The sequence below is a fragment of the Vibrio sp. 14G-20 genome (assembly GCF_026241515.1).
Taxonomy (GTDB): Bacteria; Pseudomonadota; Gammaproteobacteria; order Enterobacterales; family Vibrionaceae; genus Vibrio.
Window position 1 is genome coordinate 115,640 of sequence record NZ_JAPHPW010000014.1, and the last position, 22,095, is coordinate 137,734.

Genomic DNA, 22,095 nt, shown 5'->3' on the forward strand with positions numbered 1-22,095 from the left:
ACAATACGCAAAACCAACGATTTGATAACGGTCATCACGGTTTAAAAATCCGATGACTTAATAGAATGATTACCAATATTGAACACTTTAAGAGTAGGAATACCATGAAGGCATTTTCAAACATCATCCAAAGACGCGATTGGGAAAACCCACAGTCTGTGAATATCCACTGCCTTAATGCGCACAGCCCATTATCAAGCTACCGCAACCTTAAGCACGCTCGAGACGGCATTGAGTCACAACGTAAATCTCTTAATGGACAATGGAAGTTCAAATACCTTGATGCACCTGAACAAGTTGACGGTGAATTTATCGAAACAAGTTTCAATGACTCACAATGGGACGAGATTACCGTACCATCGAACTGGCAAATGCAAGGCTACGATAAACCTATCTACGCCAACGTAAAATACCCATTTGAAGTGAACCCACCGTTTGTACCGGCAGAAAACCCAACCGGTTGTTACCGCACTCAAATTACGTTGACTAAAAATGACCTAAAGAACACCCAACGTATTATCTTTGATGGCGTCAATTCCGCTTTTCATCTTTGGTGTAATGGCAATTGGGTTGGTTATAGCCAAGATAGCCGCTTACCTGCCGAGTTCGACTTAACTCAGTATCTAACTGTTGGCGACAATACGCTGTCTGTCATGGTGATACGTTGGTGTGATGGTAGCTATTTAGAAGACCAAGATATGTGGTGGCTAAGCGGTATTTTCCGTGATGTGACCTTACTAGCCAAACCAAAGCAGTGCATTGAAGATGTGTTCGTTACGCCGGACTTAGACGCATGCTATCGCGATGGTTCACTGTCTATTGTCACCAAAATTACGGCACCAGACACCTACCAAGTTCAGGTTCAACTGTTTGACGGTGAAAACGCGGTGACTGAACCGCTTATCGATCGCCCGCATAATCGACGAATTGACGAGCGTGGCACCTACGACGATGTGGTATTCCAAACTCTTCATGTTCGAGAACCGAAGAAATGGAGCGCAGAAGTTCCTAACCTTTACCGAATTGTCGTGTCATTGCTTGATAGGCAAGGTAACCACATAGAAAGTGAAGCTTATCAAGTTGGATTCCGTAAAGTCGAAATGACAGACGGTCAGCTAAAGCTAAACGGCAAACCGCTATTGATTCGCGGCGTCAACCGTCATGAGCATCACCCAGAGTTGGGGCATGTGATGACAGAAGAAGACATGATCCGCGATATCTGTCTAATGAAGCAGTACAACTTCAATGCTGTGCGCACCGCGCACTACCCTAACCACCCACGATGGTACGAACTGTGTGACGAATACGGTTTATACGTGTGTGATGAAGCGAACATCGAGACCCATGGCATGCAGCCTATGAGTCGCTTGTCTGCAGACCCACAATGGGCACACGCTTATATGAGTCGTTACACGCAAATGGTCATGCGTGATAAGAACCACCCTTCTATCATCATCTGGTCTTTGGGCAACGAGTCAGGGCACGGCAGCAGCCACAATGCGATGTATGCTTGGTCGAAACAGTACGATCCTTCTCGCCCGGTACAGTATGAAGGCGGTGGTTCAAATACCACAGCTACCGATATCATTGCGCCAATGTACGCACGCGTTAACAGCACAATCGAAGACGATGCCGTTCCAAAATGGTCTATCAAGAAGTGGGTTTCTCTGCCTAACGAGCAACGCCCGCTTATTCTTTGTGAATACGCACACGCAATGGGCAACAGTTTAGGTAGCTTTAATGATTACTGGGATGCATTCCGAGAATACCCTCGCCTACAAGGCGGTTTCATCTGGGATTGGGTTGACCAAGGATTAAGTCAGTGGGATAAAAACGGTGAACACTTCTGGGCTTATGGTGGAGACTTTGGCGACATCATCAACGACCGTCAGTTCTGCATCAACGGTTTGATCTTCCCAGATCGCAGCGTACACCCTACCTTGGAAGAGGCGAAATACTGCCAGAGAATGATCAATGTGACGTTAGCAGAGCAAACTGAAGATCAATGCCGCCTAACGGTAACCAATGAAAACCTGTTCCGAGCGACTGACAATGAAATCTTACGCTGGCAATTGCTCGAAAATGGCATCGTGATTCAATCGGGGCAACAAGTCTTATCCGTTGCTGAAGATAGTAAACAAGAGCTGGTCATTAACCTCGCTTTCACACCAAAAGCACAAGCCGAATATCATCTCAACACAGATATTACTCTGACTCATTCAACCAAGTGGGCAGAAGAAGGCCATGTTTGTGCAACGGAGCAGTTTGCTTTACGTAACCATGCTGGCTTGCAATTCCCTAGCACTGCAAATGCTTTGGCTCCTCAGTTAAATCAGCAAGACAATAAAGTGGTCGTGTCTAGCCTAGATGAAACACATCAATGGCAATGGAATACAGAGAGTGGATTGTTGACCCACTGGATCGTTGATGGACAACCGCAAGTTATCAAGGCACCTGTCGATAACTTCTATCGCGCACCACTTGATAACGATATTGGTATTAGTGAGATAGACAACATCGACCCAAATGCATGGGCTTGTCGCTGGGAACTTGCAGGTATTGGTCAATGGGAGCGTCAGTGTACAAGTTGTGTCGTGCAAGCGCTCGCAGACTCAGTACAAGTGACGTCAGTATTCGCCTACCAATTTAATGGCCAAATCCAAGCGATTACAAAATGGCAATACACCTTAAATAACCTAGGTGAAATGAATATCGCGGTTGATGTCAACTTAGCCGATCACTTACCACCGATGCCGCGCATTGGTCTTGAGATGGAGCTGCCGTTACCACTCGAAACAGCCAATGAAACTCCAGTTTCGTGGCAGGGATTAGGTCCTTTTGAAAACTATCCAGACCGTTTGACTGCTGCTCGATTCGGTTTACACAAACAAACACTGGATCAGATGCACACTCCGTATATATTCCCAACCGATAGCGGGTTACGTTGCGGAGCCAAAAACTTGAATGTTGGAAATATCGGGATCGAAGGCGATTTTTCATTCAGTGTGAGTCAGTACAGCCAGCAACAATTAACGGATGCTAAGCATACCAATGACCTGACTCGTGAAGAGAAAATCTATGTACGCGTTGATCACCAACATATGGGTGTTGGTGGTGATGACTCTTGGAGTCCAAGTGTTCACCAAGAGTTTCAACTCACCGACAATCAATATCGTTATCAGGTTACGCTAACAAGCGCATCGTAAGTAGATTCGGGCCAAGCGGTTTGCTTTGAAGCCACTTGGTACCCTATTACTGGTTACCTTTGATTACCTTACTTCACACGACTACAGTTCACACGCCAATATGACTCAAAAGCCAAGCTCAAACCTAGAGCTTGGCTTTTTATTTTCAAACTAATCAGCCAACCAAAAATAAACCATCAAACCTCGTCATATTTGATGTTTAGTATTTGAATTGCCTAACTATCCGTTGTTAAATGTCCAACCACCAGCACACAGCATTATATTCAGAATAAGAGAGCGGAATGGCTACCATTAAAGATGTTGCGAAGGAAGCAGGCGTATCAATCGCGACCACCTCTCGAGTAATCAACAATGCACCTCACACCAGTGAAACCGCAATTGCGGCGGTAAAAGCCGCTATGGAAAAACTCGGCTATCGCCCAAATGCCAACGCCCGTGCATTGGTCAGCAAATCTTCAAACGCGATTGGTGTACTGGTTAATGATGTTTCTGCCCCGTTCTTCGGCTCAATGATCAAAGCCATTGATACCGTGGCAAGTGAACAAGAAAAACAGCTACTGATTGGCAGCGGCTACCATGATGCCACCAAAGAGCGTAATGCGATTAACCTGCTTATCAACAGCCGCTGCGAATCACTCGTGGTTCATAGCAAAGGCATTAGCGACGAAGAATTGGTTAAGCTAGCGAATGAAGTACCCGGAATGGTACTGATCAATCGCATTGTTCCCGATATTGAAAACCGCTGTATTGCTCTCGACAACCGCCGCGGCTCTTACATCGCGACTGAGTATTTGATTAAAAACGGCCACAAACACATTGGCTACATCTGCTCGAGTCACGATATTGAAGATGCTCACGACCGCTTAGGTGGCTATTTGGATGCATTGAAAGATCACGGTATTGAATCGAACGATGAGTACATCGAATATGGTGAACCTGACGAGCTAGGCGGTGAGCAAGCCATGGTTAACTTAATGGCAAAAAACACAGATATCACTGCAATTGCCACGTATAACGACTACATGGCAGCAGGCTGCTTGGCGTTATTACAAGAAAATGGCGTTCGTATTCCAGAAGATATGTCAGTTATTGGTTTTGATGACGGCCACATTGCTCGCTTTATTTACCCTAGATTGACGACCATTCGCTACCCAATTCAAGTCATGGCTAATCAAGCGGTTAAGCTCTCTCTGCAACTCGCAAGTGACGAGCCAAAAGAGCACCCGGAACATAAGTTATTTATGCCAATTTTGGTGCGCAGAGCCTCTGTTCGAAACATTAATTGAGAGAGCTCAGGTTCATAAAGACTAAGTCATTTCGTTCCTCGACACTTTTTACAACAAAGGAAATAGGATTGATTAGATGAGTTATCATTGAGTTAATCTTATTTTTCATTCCCAGCAAATACCCACCTATACTTAACCTGATCCATCTTAATCAAACGGTTACCCGTTGATTTTTTCACCAAGTGTCTAAATCCCTAGTGATCCTTGGTTGTTATTAGGTGAGCAAAGCAGGATAATATCGGGATCGGAATCTCAAGAATTAATCCATTATGACCGAATACCTTTTGTTGTTGGTTGGCACCGTGCTGGTCAATAACTTTGTGCTAGTGAAGTTTTTAGGGCTATGTCCTTTCATGGGAGTCTCCAAGAAACTGGAGACTGCGATTGGCATGGGCCTCGCGACGACTTTCGTTCTGACGTTAGCGTCGGTATCTGCATACCTAGTAGAAACCTACATTCTTACCCCTCTGGGTATTGAATACCTGCGTACCATGAGCTTCATCTTGGTTATCGCGGTAGTTGTTCAATTTACGGAAATGGTCGTTCACAAAACCAGCCCAACGCTATATCGCCTATTAGGTATCTTCCTGCCTCTTATCACCACCAACTGCGCGGTGTTAGGTGTGGCACTTTTGAACATCAATGAAAACCACAACTTCATTCAGTCGATCATCTATGGTTTCGGCGCAGCGGTGGGTTTCTCTCTTGTTCTGATCCTATTCGCTGCGATGCGTGAGCGTATTGCGGTTGCTGATGTTCCAATGCCATTCAAAGGCGCATCAATTGCGATGATCACAGCAGGCCTAATGTCTCTGGCATTTATGGGCTTTACTGGGTTGGTGAAATAAGCATGAGTACCATTTTAATTGCGATCATTGCGCTAGCCGTTTTAGCCGCTGTTTTTGGCGCTATTTTGGGCTTTGCTTCTATCCGCTTTAAAGTAGAAGCCGATCCTATCGTCGATCAAATCGATACCATTTTACCGCAAACTCAATGTGGCCAATGTGGCTACCCAGGTTGTCGCCCATACGCAGAGGCGATTGCTAACGGAGACAAGATCAACAAATGTCCTCCTGGCGGCCAAGCAACCATTGAGAAGCTAGCAGACTTAATGGGCGTAGAAGTTGAAGACTCCGCTCATGACTTAGATAACAAAGTAAAAACCGTTGCTTTCATTCATGAAGATATGTGTATCGGCTGTACCAAGTGTATTCAAGCCTGCCCTGTCGACGCCATTGTTGGTGGCACCAAGGCACTGCACACAGTAATTAAAGATGAATGTACAGGTTGTGATCTATGTGTCGCACCGTGCCCTACTGACTGTATTGAAATGATTCCAGTGGCAACGACGACTGAAAATTGGAAATGGCAGATGAACATCATTCCTGTTACTGATATCACTAACCAAGCGACTGATGCGGCTGCGTCAGAGCCTAAAGCATAGGGTTAGTATGATCTCTTTAATTGAACAAATTCGCACGGGCTCTATTTGGAACTTCCCGGGCGGCGTGCACCCTGCTGAAAACAAGAAACAGTCCAATACCACTGACATCGTTCATGCAAGGCTTCCTGAAGAAATCGTTCTTCCTGTAAAACAGCACATCGGTAAGCCAGGTAACTTATTGGTTGCTGCGGGTGACACCGTGCTAAAAGGCCAACAACTGACAGCCTTGGACACGGGTTTTACATTACCGGTACATGCACCTACATCAGGTGTGATTACTGCTATCGAACCAAGAACTACCGCTCACCCTTCAGGCTTGAGCGAACTCAGTGTAGTCATTAAACCTGATGGCTTAGACACTTGGATTGAAAAACACCCAGTTGAAGACTTTTCAACAAAGACCTCAGACGAACTGCTTGATGTGATTCGCCAAGCTGGTATTTCAGGTATGGGCGGTGCAGGCTTCCCTACCGCGAAAAAGCTTCAGTCTGGACTTGGTCGTACTGATATTCTGATCGTCAATGCAGCTGAGTGTGAACCTTACATCACCTCTGATGACAAGTTGCTTCAAGAACATGCCGAAGAAGTATTAAAAGGCATCGAAGTGGTTGAACACATCCTTCAAGCAAAGCTGACGGTTATCGGCATAGAAGACAACAAGCCAGACGCGATAAAAGCACTTGAGATTGCAGCGAAAGACAAAGACATCGTCATTCGCGTTATCCCAACTAAATACCCTTCTGGTGGTGAGAAACAGCTCATCAAGATCCTCACCAATAAAGAGGTTCCAGCTGGCGGCATCCCTGCTGACATCGGTGTGTTGGTTCAGAACGTTGGCTCTCTCTACTCGATTAAGAGAGCAGTAATCGACGGTGAACCTGTCATTAACCGCGTTGTGACTTTAACCGGTAAGACCTTTAAACAACCTCGTAATGTTTGGGCGCTATTAGGCACGCCAGTACATGAGTTGCTTGAAGAGTTTGGCTACAAAGCCGATAAAAAGCTGCCGCGTTTGATTTTGGGTGGCCCTATGATGGGCTTCACCTTGCCACATGCCAATGTGCCAATCACTAAAACGTCGAACTGTATTTTAGCGCCAACGCGTCGAGAGATTTCACCAAGCACTTACGAAATGGAATGTATTCGTTGCAGCGCGTGTGCTGAAGCTTGTCCTGCGTCTCTACTTCCTCAACAACTGCAATGGCACGCCAAAGCCCACGAGTTGGATAAGTGTGAAGAGCTGAATATTAAAGACTGTATTGAATGCGGTGCTTGTGCGTTTGTCTGCCCAAGTGAAATCCCTCTTGTTCAATACTATCGCCAAGCGAAAGCTGAAATCAAAACAAGAAAAGACGAAGCAACAGCTGCAGAACGTGCCAAGATTCGTTTCGAAGAGAAAAACGCTCGTATGGAGCGTGACAAAGCAGAACGCGAAAACCGTTTCAAGAAAGCCGCGGACAACCGTCGTAAAGATATGAAGTCTGCGGATGGTGATGATGCGATAGCAGCTGCGATTGCTCGCGTTAAAGCGCAAAAAGCCGCGGCAGACCAAACGCCTAATGCGGAACCAGCAGTGAAACCTGCGGTAGCCGCTGCTATTGCGAAGGCAAAAGCGAAACAAGCTGCGGCTCAGAAAGCGGATGGCGCTGAACCAGACAACTCTGAAATGTCGAAATTGCGTGAAGAACGTAAACGTCAAGCTCGAGAGCGCAAGGCACAACAAGCAGCCGCTGATACTCCTGCAGAAAGCTCAGGTGATGGCAAGAAAGATGCTGTCGCTGCGGCCATTGCTCGCGCTAAAGCCAAGAAAGCACAACAAGCAGGTTCAGCTTCCGAGGCTCCGACTGAAAGTACTGGTGATGCTAAGAAAGATGCAGTCGCTGCGGCCATTGCTCGTGCTAAAGCAAAGAAAGCTCAACAAGCGGAATCAGCTACTCAAACCGAAAATGTAGCTCCAGCTGAAAGCTCTGGCGACGCTAAGAAAGATGCCGTTGCTGCGGCTATTGCTCGTGCTAAAGCCAAGAAAGCACAGCAAGCAGAATCGGTAATTCAAACAGAAAGTGAAGCTCCGACTGAAAGCTCTGGCGATGCTAAGAAAGACGCAGTTGCTGCGGCAATTGCTCGTGCTAAAGCCAAGAAAGCACAGCAAGCGGAATCAGCTACTCAAACCGAAAATGAAGCTCCAGCTGAAAGCTCTGGCGACGCTAAGAAAGATGCCGTTGCTGCGGCTATTGCTCGCGCTAAAGCCAAGAAAGCACAGAAAGCGGAATCGGCAATTCAAACAGAAAGTGAAGCTCCGACTGAAAGCTCTGGCGATGCTAAGAAAGACGCTGTTGCTGCCGCAATAGCTCGCGCTAAAGCGAAGAAAGCTCAGCAAGCGAAACAGGCTGAGACAGTAGAAACCCCTGAGCCAGTGCTCGAAGTAGTAGCTGATGCTCAACCAGAAGCTGTCGATCCTAAGAAAGCAGCCGTTGCTGCCGCTATCGCACGCGCTAAGGCGAAAAAAGCTCAGCAAGCTAAGCAGGTCGAAGTTGAAGAAATCGCTCCTGAAGCCGTGGCTGAACCATTAATTGAAAAAGAGACTGTGGTTGAATCTGAGGCTCAATCAGAACCCGTCGATCCTAAGAAAGCAGCCGTTGCTGCCGCAATTGCTCGTGCTAAAGCAAGAAAAGCGCAGCAAGAGCAAGATAAAAAGAACAATGAGGAGAAAGAGTAGTGGCCTTCTTTATCGCCAGCTCACCGCACGCACACAATCGTAGAAGCACCCCTGATCTCATGAAATGGGTGGCTATTTGTGCATTGCCAGGTCTACTAGCTCAAACCTACTTCTTTGGATGGGGTACGCTCATCCAGTTAGTATTTGCTATCGCACTTGCTGTTACCTTTGAAGCAGCCGTAATGCTGCTAAGAAAACGCCCGCCAGTAATGGCGCTGCGTGATTACAGTGCTGTTGTGACCGCTTGGCTGCTCAGTGTCGCTATCCCTCCGCACTCACCGTGGTGGATTCTAGTGATTGGTATGTTCTTCGCGATTATTATTGCGAAACACTTATATGGCGGCCTTGGGCAAAACCCATTTAACCCAGCGATGGTGGCTTACGTTGTTTTGCTGATCTCATTCCCAGTTCAGATGACCAGTTGGAATGCTCCAGCCAGCTTAACGGCAGAAGCAACAAGCTTTGTTGACTCTTTCTTGATGATCTTTACAGGTTTCAATAACGAAGGTTTGTCTCTTCAACAAGCGCGCCTTGGTATTGATGGCACCACAATGGCAACGCCGCTTGATGCATTCAAAACGGCATTAACGGCAGGTAACACAGCGTCTGAAGCTCTGTCTCAACCGCAATTCAGCTGGCTAGCTGGCGTAGGTTGGGAATGGGTGAACCTTGCTTACCTAGTTGGCGGCTTGGTACTTATCAAGCAACGCGTGATTCAATGGCATATTCCTGTGGCGTTCATCGGCAGCCTTGCGCTGTTTAGCCTAGTGTTCTTAATCCTAACTCCGGGTGAAACGGCTTCTCCAACCATTCATCTCTTGTCTGGCGCAACCATGCTTGGTGCATTCTTTATTGCAACCGATCCGGTTTCAGCTTCAACGACAGTAAAGGGTCGCTTAGTATTTGGTGCTCTGATTGGCGCATTGGTGTTTATTATCCGCAGTTGGGGTGGCTTCCCCGATGGCGTGGCGTTTGCTGTATTGTTAGCCAATATGTGTGTTCCACTGATTGACTACTACACCAAACCTCGTACGTACGGTCACTAAGGAGCGGATACCATGCTAAATGCTATTAAGAAAAACGGCCTTGTACTCGCGATTTTTGCCTGTGCTTCAACTGGTTTGGTTGCGGTAACGCACTACCTGACCAAAGATCAGATCAAACAGCAAGAACAGGCTCAACTACTGTCTGTTCTTAACCAAGTGATCCCGCACGATCTTCACGACAACGAACTGTTTTCGTCTTGTACTTTAGTTCAAGCAGAAGAGCTTGGTACTGAGCAAGCGATGCCAGCTTACATCGCCAAACTTAATGGTGAGCCAAGCGCGATTGCGATCGAAGCGATTGCACCAGACGGCTACAATGGCGCGATTAAAGTCATTGTTGGGATGAAAATCGACGGTACTATTTTAGGTACTCGCGTGCTTTCTCACCAAGAAACTCCGGGCTTGGGTGATAAAATTGATCTGCGTGTGAGTGATTGGATTCTTTCGTTTGCAGGTAAGCAAGTGACGGATTCTAATCTAGACCGTTGGAAGGTTCGTAAAGACGGTGGTGACTTCGACCAATTTACTGGCGCTACTATCACTCCAAGAGCGGTTGTGAAGTCAGTTAAACAAGCGGTTCAATACGTTAACCAAAACAACCAAGCATTGCTTGCTCAACCTCTAAATTGTGGTGGTGAATAATGAGTGACCATAAAACACTAATCAAAAATGGCATGTGGGCTAACAACCCTGCCCTAGTTCAACTTCTTGGCTTATGTCCTCTGTTGGCTGTGTCTTCAACGGTGACGAACGCACTTGGACTGGGTATTGCGACTCTGCTTGTATTGGTCGGTTCGAACGTTGCTGTTTCTCTAGTTCGTAACCACGTGCCAAAAGAAGTGCGTATTCCAGTCTTCGTAATGATCATTGCATCACTGGTAACCTGTGTTCAGCTTCTGATGAATGCTTACGCGTATGGCCTTTACCTGTCTTTGGGTATCTTCATCCCACTGATTGTAACCAACTGTATCATCATTGGCCGAGCTGAAGCCTTCGCGTCTAAAAACGAAGTGCTACCTGCTGCTCAAGATGGTTTCTGGATGGGTCTTGGCATGACATCGGTACTGGTTGTACTGGGTGCAATGCGTGAGGTTATTGGTAACGGCACTCTGTTTGATGGTGCAGACCTGCTTCTTGGTGATTGGGCTTCTGTGTTACGAATACAGATATTCCAATTTGATAACAGTTTCTTGCTAGCCCTGCTTCCGCCAGGTGCCTTTATTGGTGTTGGTTTCTTGATTGCGTTGAAAAACATCATCGACAACCAAGCAAAATCTAGACAGCCTAAACAAGAAAAACCAGTCATTGAACGCGCTCGCGTTACCAATGCTTAATAAGTTACAGTAGCTTAAACCCTGCTGAGTAGCTCAACCGCTCAGCAGGTAATTTGATTGACCAAGTACACATAATAATGACGCTCATAAGAGCGCGTAACCGATGATAAAGCCTGAGCATTGAGAGTTTATTGAATACCAACTCCGGAACTCAAGCCCTAACTATTTGAAAGTAATGTCGCTATGAACAATGTAAAACGAGTAGAAATACTTGAGCGTTTAAGAGAAAACAATCCAAAACCTGAGACTGAGCTTAACTGGAACAGTCCTTTCGAGTTGCTGATCGCGGTACTTTTATCAGCACAGGCAACCGATGTCAGTGTCAACAAAGCAACGGATAAGCTTTACCCAGTGGCCAATACTCCACAAGCCATTTTCGACCTAGGTGTTGACGGCTTGAAAGAGTACATCAAGACAATCGGCCTGTTTAATTCAAAAGCAGAAAACACCATTAAAACGTGTCGAATGCTGCTTGACCTACACAACGGTGAAGTGCCGGAAGATCGTGCGGCATTAGAAGCCCTTCCTGGCGTTGGTCGTAAAACAGCTAACGTTGTACTCAACACCGCTTTTGGTTGGCCAACTATTGCCGTTGATACTCACATCTATCGTGTATCGAACCGCACTAAGCTCGCTATGGGTAAGACAGTCGATGATGTCGAAGCCAAGCTACTTAAAGTGGTTCCAAAAGAATTCAAATTGGATGTCCACCACTGGCTCATTCTTCATGGACGTTACACCTGTGTCGCGCGTAAACCACGCTGTGGCAGTTGTATCATTGAAGACCTATGTGAGTTCAAAGAGAAGACCGAAGATTAGTCTTTCCGTTCACAACGATTAATCAATACGGCAGCGCTTAAAGCGCTGCTTTTTATTATGACTCTCTAGAAGCCGCCTCTATATCAGTTTTCATTTCTCATTCTACGTTCCCAAGATAACTGGCATAAAAAATCCCGCCTTTTGGGGCGGGATTCAATTATTTAGCTAAGAAGTCTGTCTTAGATAAACTTCACTTTAGTCACTTCCTTGATAGCAGATAGAACAAATGTTGGTACTGCTGCAATGAAGATTAACGATATTAAGTGATCAAACTCTAGTGCTTCTGTGCTGAATACCAGCTGGCCGAAGCTTGTGTAAACAACGCTTAAAGACAAGATAGCCGATACTGCCACCGCACCAAGTAGGTAGTGGTTAGTGAACGGATTCTTACGATAAATCGTTGTAAACGTACGTGCATCGAACAAGCTCCAAAGTTGAGCAAAGATCAGTGTTAAAAACGCAACGGTTTGTGCGTATTGAGCACTGTAGCCACCGTCGAGTGCGTAAGAGAATGTCACAAAGCTTAGACCACCTAATGCGAGACCACGAGTTAGGATACGAGCGCCTAGACCATTAGAGAAGAAGCCTTGGTCACGTTTGCCTGGCTTACGCTCCATGAGATCTTTCTCTTCTGGCTCAACACCGAGTGCGAGTGCTGGTAGACCATCAGAAACGAGGTTAACCCATAAAATCATTAGTGGAGTTAGCGGAAGTACTACATCTGGTCCCATGAGTAGGAATGCAAATAGGATTACCGAAACCTCACCCACATTCGCTGTAAGTGCTTGGCGGATAAACTTACGTAAGTTATCGAAAATTTGACGACCCTGACGTACCGCCTTCACGATAGTACTGAAGTTATCATCCAACAGGATAAGGTCACCTGAGTCTTTCGCAACAGACGTACCTGTAATACCCATCGCAACACCAATGTCTGCACGACGCAGTGCTGGCGCATCGTTCACACCGTCACCGGTCATAGAGGCAACTTCGTTGTTCTCTTGCTGCGCTTTTACGATACGCAGCTTGTGCTCTGGAGTAACACGTGCAAATACTGCAACCTGAGAACAGATAGACAACAGCTTCTCGTCATCCATTTGATCAAGCTCAGTACCCGTTACCACTAGATCATCTTCGCTACGGATGATTCCGATTTCACGAGCAATCGCTGCTGCCGTAACTGCGTGGTCACCGGTAATCATTACCGTACGAACACCAGCGCTATAACAGCTATTTACTGCATCACGCACTTCTGGGCGTGGTGGATCCATGATGCCATAGATACCCAGGATACTGACGTCTTGTTCAAGCTCAGGGAAGTCTAACTCTAGCTCTTCCTCTTTTAATTCACGGAAACCAACGGCAAGTGTACGCAGAGCATCACCACCAAAGGTTTGGATTGCCTCTTCAAAGTTTAAATGAAGATCTTGAGACGGTGCAGTATCGAGAGCCAAGTTGCCTGATACTCCACAGCCAAGCGTTGGTACGAAACCACCGTCAACCATGAAGCTAGTTGATTTACCAAGAACAACATCTGGCGCGCCTTTCAATGCTAGGAAGTGCTTACCTTGTGGGTCACGAACGATAACAGAAGCCATCTTACGACCAGAATCGAACGGGAACTTCTTAACGATTGAGTAGCCTCCCGTTGATAGCATTTCATCTTGTTTAAGACCAGCTTTTGCCGCTGCAACAATTAGTGCACCTTCTGTCGGGTTGCCACGAACCGTCCATTTACCATCAGCATTTACATATTCAGCATCATTACAAAGTGTTGCAACTACAAGACCTTTCATCATTGCAGGGCTGTTTGTCGCTTCGACATTGTGACCTTTGGTAATGAATTCACCCTTTGGATCAAAACCTTTACCTGACACATCCCAGTAACGACCAGACACATCGTACGCTTTCATTACCTGCATTTGGTTTTGTGTCAGCGTACCTGTTTTATCTGAACAGATAACAGTTGTAGAACCTAGCGTTTCGATTGCTGCTAGCTGTTTAGCCAATGCATTATTCTTAACCATCTTAGTCGAGCCCATCGTTAATACGATAGTAACCACCGTTGGCAAACCTTCAGGAATAGCGGCAACCGACAAAGAGATACCTGTTGTTAGAATTTCTAACCATGGCATACCGTGGTAAACACCGATAGCACAAACAATAGCAACAACCACAAGAGCAACAACCAATAATGCGAGTGCGATAGTGTCCATACGCTCTTGCATTGGTGTTTTCGTCTCTTCCGTTTGGTTCATCATATCAGCGATGTGACCAACTTCAGTTTGCATACCTGTGCTTGTTACAACAGCAAGGCCTGTACCCGTAGTCACTATTGTTGTCATGAAGCCCATGTTCTTCTGATCGCCAAGACCAAGAGTCTCATCTTCAAGGCGTTCAGACTGCTTATTCACTGGCTCAGATTCACCGGTCAGCGCTGCCTCATCGACCGTCAGACGGTTTGACTCAAGAATACGAACATCAGCTGGCAGAATATCGCCAGTATTAATTTTAATGATGTCACCAGGAACGAGGGTTTTCGCTGGAACACTGATCCATTTACCATCTCGCATCACTTCGGCTTCTGGAGCTGCCATTTCTTTTAGCGCTTCCATCCCTTTCTGAGCTTTAAACTCCTGCCAGAATGCAATACCAGTATTAATAAGAATAATCACTGCAATAGCGATAGCATCAATGGCGTGGCCAGTAGACCAAGAAACGATTGCACCAACAGCTAGAATAAAAATCAGTGGGTTTTTATATTGATGAATATACAGTTCCCATGCAGACGCAGACTCTTGTGCTGTCAGCTCGTTGGTACCGTGCTTCTCTAAGCGTGCATCCGCTTCAGAATTTGATAAACCTGTAGTTTGATCCGCGTTCAGTTCCTTTAGAACATCTGAACTTTGTTGTGTAAACCATTTACTCGTCATTTGAGTACTCCACATCAATGCCTCACATCGAGGCTAATGTAATAAAATAATACTTATTTTTATATGATAAAAAAATCGCACAAATCAAAAATGAATATTTAGTCGATTTAGTGCGCTTGAAAAACTATATATTAAGGATTCTCTATTTAGCAAAGATCACAAAAAAACACTTGATACACACTTGACAACCACTTTAAAAACATAACAATCCAAAATATCAAACATAAAACCAACAATGAAAACTCAACCCATTGTTTAATAAGAGTAAGTGCAAAAAATAAACACTCCTTATCACTTCGTAAAAACCACTGGTTATTGGTGTAATTTATCGAAAATTCCTTAATAACGAAGTAAAACATCGGAATAACCTTTCTATAAACAGGGAAATATTGGCGTAATCATAAATTGATAAAATGGAAAGTTAGATGCTAATTGTAAAAATGAAGGCGGTTCAGTAACAAGATGGAGATACAAATCACAATTCAATAACTAAGGCTACTCTTGGACCTCACGAAAAATAGCAACACTTGAACTTACTACTTATGCAAAATCTCGAACTAGGCTCTAGTGATGGACAAATTAAGAATGCCGTTTCCTTTGATTTTATTGTAATACAAATAAAAAAAGGTAGAGACGGAGAGTAAGACAGATGATGGGAATAAGAAAATATGACCAAACTTGTCATCTCTTTGGTGTTGCTTATGAGCTTGCTCATATATAGTGCTATAAAAGAAACAACCAATAAAAAGCTAGGAGCAAATCATGTCAAACGGTCGTATTTTACACACCATGCTACGCGTGGGTGATCTAGACAAATCTATCGAGTTCTACACCAATGTAATGGGCATGCAGCTATTACGTAAGAACGAAAACAAAGAGTACGAATACACACTGGCTTTCGTTGGCTTTGGCGACGAATCTCAAGGCGCAGTAATTGAGCTGACTTACAACTGGGGCACCACGGAATACGACCTTGGTTCGGCTTTCGGCCACGTAGCTATCGGTGTTGATGACATCTACACAACGTGTGACGCGATTAAAGCAGCAGGCGGAAACGTGACTCGTGAAGCTGGTCCAGTAAAAGGCGGTTCTACACACATCGCATTCGTTAAGGATCCTGACGGCTACATGATTGAGCTGATTCAAAACAAACAAGCAAGTGCAGGTCTAGAAGGTTAACCCCTAATTACCTTGCGAGATTAGGCTAAACGCCTGATGAAATGAATAAAGAAGCGAGCATAGTGCTCGCTTCTTTTTTATCACTCTCCCCACAATCGATATTCTTTACCAATTATTATTAACAATCTCACTGATGAAATTTTACATGATAATGATTATCATTTAAATTAACCACCTATTGATTAGTGAGGTAATACAATGATTAGCGAATGGGAAAAACACACGTTACTCGCCGATACGGCATTGCAGCTCGATGATCCTGTACGAAGTATTCTTCACTATCAGCAAGCATTGAACTTAAGCGAAGAAATCACAGAACGTACCGATATTCAGGCCGATGAACGCCTACTTATCTCAGTGATTTCTTGCCACAATCTTGCGCAATTCTGGCGCTGGGCCGGTGATACAGAGTACGAACTTAAGTATCTTCAACTGGCTTCAGAAAAAGTGCTGACTCTGATCCCTCAGTGCCCTAACACGCAATGTTCCAGCTTTATCGATTCTATTGGTTGCTGTAAGAAAGCGCTTATCGATTTCATGAAACGCCATCCCAACCCTAAAATTGCTTCTATGGTGGAAAAGATCGATACCGCGACCAATTGTGAAATGATCGCTCGCTTCCGCTTAAACTAAGCAAGCCCCCTTTCACAGACGAAATATTTAGCCTATTGATTCAGATACAAAAAGCCCGTCATGACGACGGGCTTTTTAATTTGAGCTTTAGATTTTATTGGCGCTAAACCTGCGTTCTACCCAATGAGATTACAACACGTCGGTTCTTGTCTTTACCAATTGGCGAGTTGTTATCGGCAATTGGACGACGTTTACCATAACCTTGTACTTGAATACGGTCTTCTGGCAAGCCTAGAGATTTAAAGTACTCTCTCAACGATTCAGCTCTGCGCTCTGAAAGGTTTTGGCTAATACCTTTGCTATCGACAGAGTCGGTGTACGTTGCCACCAGCACAAGATCAATGTCTTGGTTGTAGCGAACATAATCAGCAATCTGGCTCAGCCTTTTACGTGACGACTTATTCAGCTGATCGCTGTTACGGTCGTAATGCAAGATAGTGAAAGAGATATCTTCAAAGCTGTAAGGCAGTAAGTTGGCAACACAATCACTGAACACATTGTATTTTTCTTGGAACAACACCGATGACAACGACACTTCGATACGTTGATCTCGGCTTTGCCACTCTTGGTAACTGAATGTCGGGTAGCGCCCTTTCTCCAGCTCACTCAAGATACCCCAAGCGGTTTGTCCGCCTACGTAACCATCAAATTGTTGGAAGAACTTAATGGTTGTCATGCGATCCGCACTTTCGCCCGGACGCCAAGGTGGTGGCATGGAGATCAAGCTGACATTGCGAGTCGCACCCATTGGGCGGCGCATTTTAAGCTCAAAGTCCAAAATGATTTTTTTACTCGCACGAGATGAAAACTCAGCGTCACCAAAATTTGGGATAGGATGAACTAAGCGACATTCTAGTGGCGTGTTAGCCACCATCTCCCACGTTGACTGTTGAGGAGATGCTCCGTAACGCTTTTCTTGTGCCATTACCGATGACGACATAAGAAGCGAAAATAGCATTGAACCTGTTATGAGTTGTTTCTTCATAAAGTGGAGTATCTCTTAAGCAATTCGTTTAACAATGCAGCCAATTGCCGCATTTTTCTCTCGCGTTTAAATATGCAATTATCAAGCCGCAATGGGTCGGCTAATTTATGATTTATTGCCCTTCCCTAGTTTTTATCACTGCTATTATCTGCAATAATGCAGCCTTAATCACACTTATTTGGGCTAACATGACTGTAGAAAACGAAGCTCTGACCCTAAAAAAACGCTTTCGCGGCTATTTTCCAGTGGTCATCGACGTGGAAACCGCAGGGTTTAACGCAGAAACCGATGCATTATTAGAAATCTGTGCCATTACATTAAAAATGGATGAGAACGGAGATCTGCAACCTGCATCAACGCTTCATTTTCACATTGAGCCTTTTGAAGGCGCAAATATAGAGCAGGCAGCATTAGACTTTAACGGAATTAAAGACCCATTTAGCCCATTACGTGGTGCTGTGTCGGAACAAGAAGCCCTTAAAGAAATCTACAAGCTAGTGAGAAAAGAACAAAAAGCTTCAGATTGCAGTCGTGCAATCATGGTCGCTCACAATGCTACATTCGATTTGAACTTCGTTAATGCGGCAAGTGAGCGTTGTAAGCTTAAACGCGTCCCGTTCCATCCATTTGCAACTTTTGACACTGCAGCTCTTAGTGGTCTTGCCTACGGTCAAACCGTTTTGGCTAAAGCTTGCCGCACTGCAGGGATGGAATTTGACAACAAAGAAGCACACTCTGCTTTGTATGATACGCAAAAAACCACAGAGTTATTTTGCGGCATAGTAAACAAATGGAAAGCCCTTGGTGGTTGGCCTCTTGTTGACGAAGAATAAAAAATAGAGTCGGTAAACGTTTTTTCGTATTGCCTTCATAAAAACACAACATCCCGAGAATAATATGAATCCTGTTGTAATTTCAGTTTGCATCATGCTTGTTTTAGCTTTGATGCGTGTAAACGTAGTCGTTGCTCTGACGTTCAGTGCAATTATCGGTGGCGTAGCCTCTGGTATGAGCTTGAACGACGCAGTCGCGGCTTTCGAAAGTGGATTAGGCGGCGGTGCAACAATTGCACTTAGCTACGCTATGCTTGGTACATTCGCTGTTGCTATCTCACGTTCTGGTATCACAGACCTACTTGCTCAAAGCGTTATCAAACGCATTCACGGCAAAGAGAACAGTGCAGCATCGACTGGTCTTAAATACGGCATCCTTGCGTCTTTGATCTTAGTGACCATGTCTTCGCAAAACGTGATTCCGGTACATATCGCCTTCATCCCAATCTTAATCCCACCTCTATTAGGCGTATTCGCAAAAATGAACCTAGACCGTCGTCTGGTTGCGTGTGTGCTGACTTTTGGTTTGATTACACCTTACATGGTTTTGCCGATTGGTTTTGGTGGCATCTTCCTAAACAACATCCTGCTTAAAAACCTTCACGACAATGGTCTTGAAAACGTTGTAGCAAGCCAAGTACCAATGGCGATGTTGTTACCAGCTGCCGGCATGATCTTCGGCCTTCTAACGGCAGTATTCTTTACTTACCGTAAGCCTCGTCAATACAAAGAAACATCTCACACGATTGTTTCAACTGAGACAAAAGAGATCAACAAGAAGCACATTCTAGTAGCGGCGGCAGGTATCGTTGCAGCACTAACGGTTCAACTGTCGACGGGTTCTATGATCATCGGTGCTCTTGCTGGTTTCATGGTATTCACCTTCGGTGGCGTAATCGCTTGGAAAGAGACACAAGATGTCTTCACCAAAGGCGTTCACATGATGGCAATGATTGGTTTCATCATGATTGCAGCGGCAGGTTTCGCAGCAGTAATGAAGCAAACTGGCGGCGTTGAATCTTTGGTTGAAGCGCTTTCAACCAGCATCGGTGACAACAAGCCTCTAGCTGCACTACTTATGCTAATTGTTGGTCTACTGGTAACTATGGGTATTGGTTCTTCGTTCTCTACGATTCCAATCCTTGCAACTATCTACGTTCCACTAGCAGCAGCATTTGGCTTCTCACCAATGGCAACGATTGCTCTAGTAGGTACAGCTGCAGCGCTTGGTGATGCGGGCTCTCCTGCTTCTGACTCAACCTTAGGTCCTACATCGGGTCTTAATGCTGATGGTCAACACGAGCACGTATGGGAAACCGTAGTACCGACGTTCCTACACTACAACATCCCACTGATCGTATTCGGTTGGATTGCAGCGATGGTTCTGTAATTAGGTTCTGTAGCTAAACAGTCCTACGCTCACTTTTATAAAGACCGCCTCGTGCGGTCTTTTTTGTCTCTGGGATTCGTTTCACTCTTTCTTCCTCTCACTCTCAATGAACAAGCGACACCAAACAAAAAAGGCTTACTCTTATGAGTAAGCCTTAGAAATCATTGCGTCAATACAGACAACTCTCGCTGAATTACGCAGCGGGAGCATTACTCACTAGAATTTCGCGAATAGACTTAAGCGTCGCTTCCGTTGAATGGTAATCCAATTCAACTTCACTAAAGATGCCGTTCACTTCAAGCATCAAGGTCGGGTAAGAAAATACACCCATCGCTTCTTTAAAGCCTAGCTGGTCATCTAACTCACTTTCCAATAACTTGCTAGAAAGGTCATTTTCAAACTGTTGAACATTCATGCCTAGCTCTTCAGCCAACTGCAAATGCGTATCTTGGCTATGAGGCAGCATCGCACGAAGGTAATAAGCATGTTGAATCGCTTCAAGCATCGCTTCGTAGTGGTCTTGAAAACCAGCGGCAATTACAGCACGGCACGCTGGGTAAGTGCTGCGGACAGGCTTACACTCAGTCCAAAACTCATGGTTAAACTCAGTACCTAGCTTAGCTTCGATCTGCTTCCAAATCGCTTGCAGCTTGTCTTTCATCTCTTCTGACATTGGCTCATCATAATCCGGGGCCAAACCACCCACTACATAGTTAAACTCAATGCTCGCAGGCAATTGTTGTTTCAATAACTCAAGTGTTGGCTTGTAACCCCAGCACCAGCTGCACATTGGATCATGCACATAATGAAGTTTTACGTTCATTGTTCATTCCTTATCGAGTCAATGATTCGATCAATTCAAACAAAAAAGGAGCCTGATTAAGGCCCCTCATTTTAACTATTCAGCGCAAAGGCTAGAACTTATTCAGCGTCATCGCCAGCAACTTTAGCCGCTGCTTCTTTAACGATTGGCTGAAGTTCGCCTTTTTGGAACATCTCAAGAATGATGTCACAACCACCGATTAGCTCACCTTCAACCCAAAGTTGTGGGAAAGTTGGCCACTGTGCGTAAGCAGGAAGCTCTGCACGGATATCAGGGTTTTGTAGGATATCTACGTAAGCAAATTTTTCGCCACATGCCATTAGAGCTTGAGACGCTTGAGAAGAGAAACCACAGCTAGGTAGCTTAGGAGAACCTTTCATGTACAGTAGAATAGTGTTTTCTTCAATTTGCTGTTTGATTTTATCGATAGTTTCCATTGCTTCCTCGTTAATGGATTACGGCTTTTATTACCTTTATTCTACCCCAAACTAAAAGAATAAAAACCATATAAAAAAAGAGGTTAACAAGCTAAGCTAACAATTCACACAAAAGTAATGAAATAAGCTTTTAATAAAGTAAAAACTTGCTAAACTATATCGCAAGTCAGCAAATTGACCATGGTTGGCAGTATAGCGAGCCATGAATAATAATATCACTGGAAGCAATCGAAAGAGTTAACTCTTTCATATCAATGGAGAATTGAGCAATGGCATTTGAACTACCGGCTCTTCCTTACGCGAAAGACGCGCTAGAACCACACATCTCAGCAGAAACGCTAGATTTCCACCACGGTAAGCACCACAACACTTACGTTGTTAAGCTAAACGGCCTTATCCCAGGTACTGAGTTTGAAGGCAAAACACTAGAAGAGATCGTTAAGACTTCTACTGGTGGTGTTTTCAATAACGCTGCTCAAATCTGGAACCACACATTCTACTGGCACTGTCTTGCTCCTAAAGCAGGCGGCGAACCAACTGGCGCTGTTGCAGAAGCTATCAACGCTGCATTCGGTTCTTTCGAAGAATTCAAAGCGAAATTCACTGATTCAGCAATCAACAACTTCGGTTCTTCTTGGACTTGGTTAGTTAAGAAAGCTGACGGTTCTCTAGACATCGTTAACACTTCTAACGCTGCTACTCCTCTAACAGAAGAAGGTGTTACTCCACTTCTAACTGTTGACCTATGGGAACACGCTTACTACATCGATTTCCGCAATGTTCGCCCTGACTACATGGCTGCATTCTGGAACCTAGTAAACTGGTCTTTCGTAGAAGAGAACCTAGCTAAGTAATTATTGCTTACGCTGCGCTATTTATAGCGAGTTACCTGTTAAAAGCTCATGCCTTGGCGTGAGCTTTTTTGTATCTGTCGTATTCCTATCAATACGAACATTACGAAACAAATTAGCCAATCAAGCCTGCTTTTTAACCGATTCTTACCTTTCTTAATCGCCCTGCATAAATTCTCT

18 protein-coding genes are annotated in these 22,095 nt (G+C 44.9%); 14 read left to right on the forward strand and 4 right to left on the reverse strand.

Going from position 1 to position 22,095, the window contains the following annotated elements; translation table 11 throughout:
• Positions 1-104 precede the first annotated feature (104 nt).
• The 9 genes from OQJ75_RS14145 (at position 105) to nth (ending at position 11,851) form a co-directional block, all read left to right on the forward strand.
• On the forward strand, positions 105-3,206 hold the full coding sequence (locus tag OQJ75_RS14145; RefSeq protein ID WP_265973222.1) for a beta-galactosidase: 3,102 nt from the start codon (positions 105-107) through the stop codon (positions 3,204-3,206).
• Positions 3,207-3,487: 281 nt separating this feature from the next.
• Positions 3,488-4,492: a substrate-binding domain-containing protein gene (locus OQJ75_RS14150; RefSeq protein ID WP_048611573.1), complete on the forward strand. Its 1,005-nt coding sequence runs from the start codon at positions 3,488-3,490 to the stop codon at positions 4,490-4,492.
• A 269-nt stretch (positions 4,493-4,761) separates the two neighbouring features.
• Entirely contained in the window at positions 4,762-5,340 is a 579-nt protein-coding gene (gene rsxA, locus OQJ75_RS14155) for an electron transport complex subunit RsxA (protein WP_004734039.1), read from the forward strand.
• A 2-nt stretch (positions 5,341-5,342) separates the two neighbouring features.
• Positions 5,343-5,936 carry an electron transport complex subunit RsxB gene (gene rsxB / locus OQJ75_RS14160; RefSeq protein WP_048611571.1) on the forward strand — a complete coding sequence of 198 codons (594 nt, stop codon included), beginning with the start codon at positions 5,343-5,345 and terminating at the stop codon, positions 5,934-5,936.
• A gap of 7 nt (positions 5,937-5,943) precedes the next feature.
• Complete coding sequence (rsxC, locus tag OQJ75_RS14165; RefSeq protein ID WP_265973220.1) at positions 5,944-8,652, forward strand: electron transport complex subunit RsxC; 2,709 nt, start codon at positions 5,944-5,946, stop codon at positions 8,650-8,652.
• Positions 8,652-9,698: an electron transport complex subunit RsxD gene (gene rsxD / locus OQJ75_RS14170; RefSeq protein ID WP_017631119.1), complete on the forward strand. Its 1,047-nt coding sequence runs from the start codon at positions 8,652-8,654 to the stop codon at positions 9,696-9,698. The genes rsxC and rsxD overlap by 1 nt, the downstream gene beginning before the upstream one ends.
• 12 nt (positions 9,699-9,710) lie before the next feature.
• Positions 9,711-10,340, forward strand: a complete 630-nt coding sequence (rsxG, locus tag OQJ75_RS14175; protein ID WP_048662060.1) for an electron transport complex subunit RsxG — start codon at positions 9,711-9,713, stop codon at positions 10,338-10,340.
• Positions 10,340-11,032, forward strand: coding sequence for an electron transport complex subunit E (locus tag OQJ75_RS14180; protein WP_076656929.1), 693 nt, complete (start codon positions 10,340-10,342; stop codon positions 11,030-11,032). The genes rsxG and OQJ75_RS14180 overlap by 1 nt, the downstream gene beginning before the upstream one ends.
• Before the next feature lie 183 nt (positions 11,033-11,215).
• Positions 11,216-11,851, forward strand: a complete 636-nt coding sequence (gene nth, locus OQJ75_RS14185) for an endonuclease III (protein WP_176680197.1) — start codon at positions 11,216-11,218, stop codon at positions 11,849-11,851.
• Between the two features lie 179 nt (positions 11,852-12,030).
• Here nth and OQJ75_RS14190 read toward each other — a convergent pair whose 3' ends face one another.
• Positions 12,031-14,784 carry a cation-translocating P-type ATPase gene (locus tag OQJ75_RS14190; RefSeq protein ID WP_176680198.1) on the reverse strand — a complete coding sequence of 918 codons (2,754 nt, stop codon included), beginning with the start codon at positions 14,782-14,784 and terminating at the stop codon, positions 12,031-12,033.
• A 762-nt stretch (positions 14,785-15,546) separates the two neighbouring features.
• Here OQJ75_RS14190 and gloA point away from each other — a divergent pair.
• Positions 15,547-15,963 carry a lactoylglutathione lyase gene (gene gloA, locus OQJ75_RS14195; RefSeq protein WP_004734046.1) on the forward strand — a complete coding sequence of 139 codons (417 nt, stop codon included), beginning with the start codon at positions 15,547-15,549 and terminating at the stop codon, positions 15,961-15,963.
• Positions 15,964-16,161: 198 nt separating this feature from the next.
• A complete protein-coding gene (locus OQJ75_RS14200) occupies positions 16,162-16,596 on the forward strand; it encodes a DUF2753 domain-containing protein (RefSeq protein WP_004734047.1) in 435 nt (144 codons plus the stop codon).
• 103 nt (positions 16,597-16,699) lie between these two features.
• Here OQJ75_RS14200 and motY read toward each other — a convergent pair whose 3' ends face one another.
• Entirely contained in the window at positions 16,700-17,581 is an 882-nt protein-coding gene (gene motY, locus OQJ75_RS14205; protein ID WP_017632535.1) for a flagellar protein MotY, read from the reverse strand.
• A gap of 188 nt (positions 17,582-17,769) precedes the next feature.
• Between motY and rnt the strand changes: the two genes are divergently transcribed.
• Both rnt and OQJ75_RS14215 read left to right on the forward strand, forming a co-directional pair.
• Complete coding sequence (gene rnt / locus OQJ75_RS14210) at positions 17,770-18,414, forward strand: ribonuclease T (protein ID WP_017632534.1); 645 nt, start codon at positions 17,770-17,772, stop codon at positions 18,412-18,414.
• A 64-nt stretch (positions 18,415-18,478) separates the two neighbouring features.
• Positions 18,479-19,804, forward strand: a complete 1,326-nt coding sequence (locus tag OQJ75_RS14215) for a Na+/H+ antiporter family protein (RefSeq protein WP_026084414.1) — start codon at positions 18,479-18,481, stop codon at positions 19,802-19,804.
• A 193-nt stretch (positions 19,805-19,997) separates the two neighbouring features.
• Here the strand turns inward: OQJ75_RS14215 and OQJ75_RS14220 are convergent, their stop codons facing one another.
• Together OQJ75_RS14220 and OQJ75_RS14225 are read right to left on the reverse strand one after the other, a co-directional pair.
• Entirely contained in the window at positions 19,998-20,627 is a 630-nt protein-coding gene (locus tag OQJ75_RS14220; protein ID WP_265973208.1) for a DsbA family protein, read from the reverse strand.
• 98 nt (positions 20,628-20,725) lie between these two features.
• Positions 20,726-21,064 carry a Grx4 family monothiol glutaredoxin gene (locus tag OQJ75_RS14225; protein WP_009848715.1) on the reverse strand — a complete coding sequence of 113 codons (339 nt, stop codon included), beginning with the start codon at positions 21,062-21,064 and terminating at the stop codon, positions 20,726-20,728.
• Positions 21,065-21,333: 269 nt separating this feature from the next.
• Here OQJ75_RS14225 and sodB point away from each other — a divergent pair, with 269 nt between their 5' ends.
• Positions 21,334-21,918 carry a superoxide dismutase [Fe] gene (gene sodB / locus OQJ75_RS14230; protein ID WP_004734050.1) on the forward strand — a complete coding sequence of 195 codons (585 nt, stop codon included), beginning with the start codon at positions 21,334-21,336 and terminating at the stop codon, positions 21,916-21,918.
• Positions 21,919-22,095 lie beyond the last annotated feature (177 nt).

Excerpts from the sequence above, each read along its gene's own strand:
- rsxA (WP_004734039.1), top strand. The coding sequence starts at position 4,762 with ATGACCGAATACCTTTTGTTGTTGGTTGGCACCGTGCTGGTCAATAAC.
- rsxB (WP_048611571.1), top strand. The coding sequence starts at position 5,343 with ATGAGTACCATTTTAATTGCGATCATTGCGCTAGCCGTTTTAGCCGCT.
- OQJ75_RS14220 (WP_265973208.1), bottom strand. The coding sequence starts at position 20,627 with ATGAACGTAAAACTTCATTATGTGCATGATCCAATGTGCAGCTGGTGC.
- rsxG (WP_048662060.1), top strand. The coding sequence starts at position 9,711 with ATGCTAAATGCTATTAAGAAAAACGGCCTTGTACTCGCGATTTTTGCC.
- OQJ75_RS14215 (WP_026084414.1), top strand. The coding sequence starts at position 18,479 with ATGAATCCTGTTGTAATTTCAGTTTGCATCATGCTTGTTTTAGCTTTG.
- motY (WP_017632535.1), bottom strand. The coding sequence starts at position 17,581 with ATGAAGAAACAACTCATAACAGGTTCAATGCTATTTTCGCTTCTTATG.
- nth (WP_176680197.1), top strand. The coding sequence starts at position 11,216 with ATGAACAATGTAAAACGAGTAGAAATACTTGAGCGTTTAAGAGAAAAC.
- OQJ75_RS14225 (WP_009848715.1), bottom strand. The coding sequence starts at position 21,064 with ATGGAAACTATCGATAAAATCAAACAGCAAATTGAAGAAAACACTATT.
- gloA (WP_004734046.1), top strand. The coding sequence starts at position 15,547 with ATGTCAAACGGTCGTATTTTACACACCATGCTACGCGTGGGTGATCTA.
- OQJ75_RS14180 (WP_076656929.1), top strand. The coding sequence starts at position 10,340 with ATGAGTGACCATAAAACACTAATCAAAAATGGCATGTGGGCTAACAAC.
- OQJ75_RS14145 (WP_265973222.1), top strand. The coding sequence starts at position 105 with ATGAAGGCATTTTCAAACATCATCCAAAGACGCGATTGGGAAAACCCA.
- rnt (WP_017632534.1), top strand. The coding sequence starts at position 17,770 with ATGACTGTAGAAAACGAAGCTCTGACCCTAAAAAAACGCTTTCGCGGC.
- OQJ75_RS14190 (WP_176680198.1), bottom strand. The coding sequence starts at position 14,784 with ATGACGAGTAAATGGTTTACACAACAAAGTTCAGATGTTCTAAAGGAA.
- rsxC (WP_265973220.1), top strand. The coding sequence starts at position 5,944 with ATGATCTCTTTAATTGAACAAATTCGCACGGGCTCTATTTGGAACTTC.
- OQJ75_RS14150 (WP_048611573.1), top strand. The coding sequence starts at position 3,488 with ATGGCTACCATTAAAGATGTTGCGAAGGAAGCAGGCGTATCAATCGCG.
- sodB (WP_004734050.1), top strand. The coding sequence starts at position 21,334 with ATGGCATTTGAACTACCGGCTCTTCCTTACGCGAAAGACGCGCTAGAA.
- OQJ75_RS14200 (WP_004734047.1), top strand. The coding sequence starts at position 16,162 with ATGATTAGCGAATGGGAAAAACACACGTTACTCGCCGATACGGCATTG.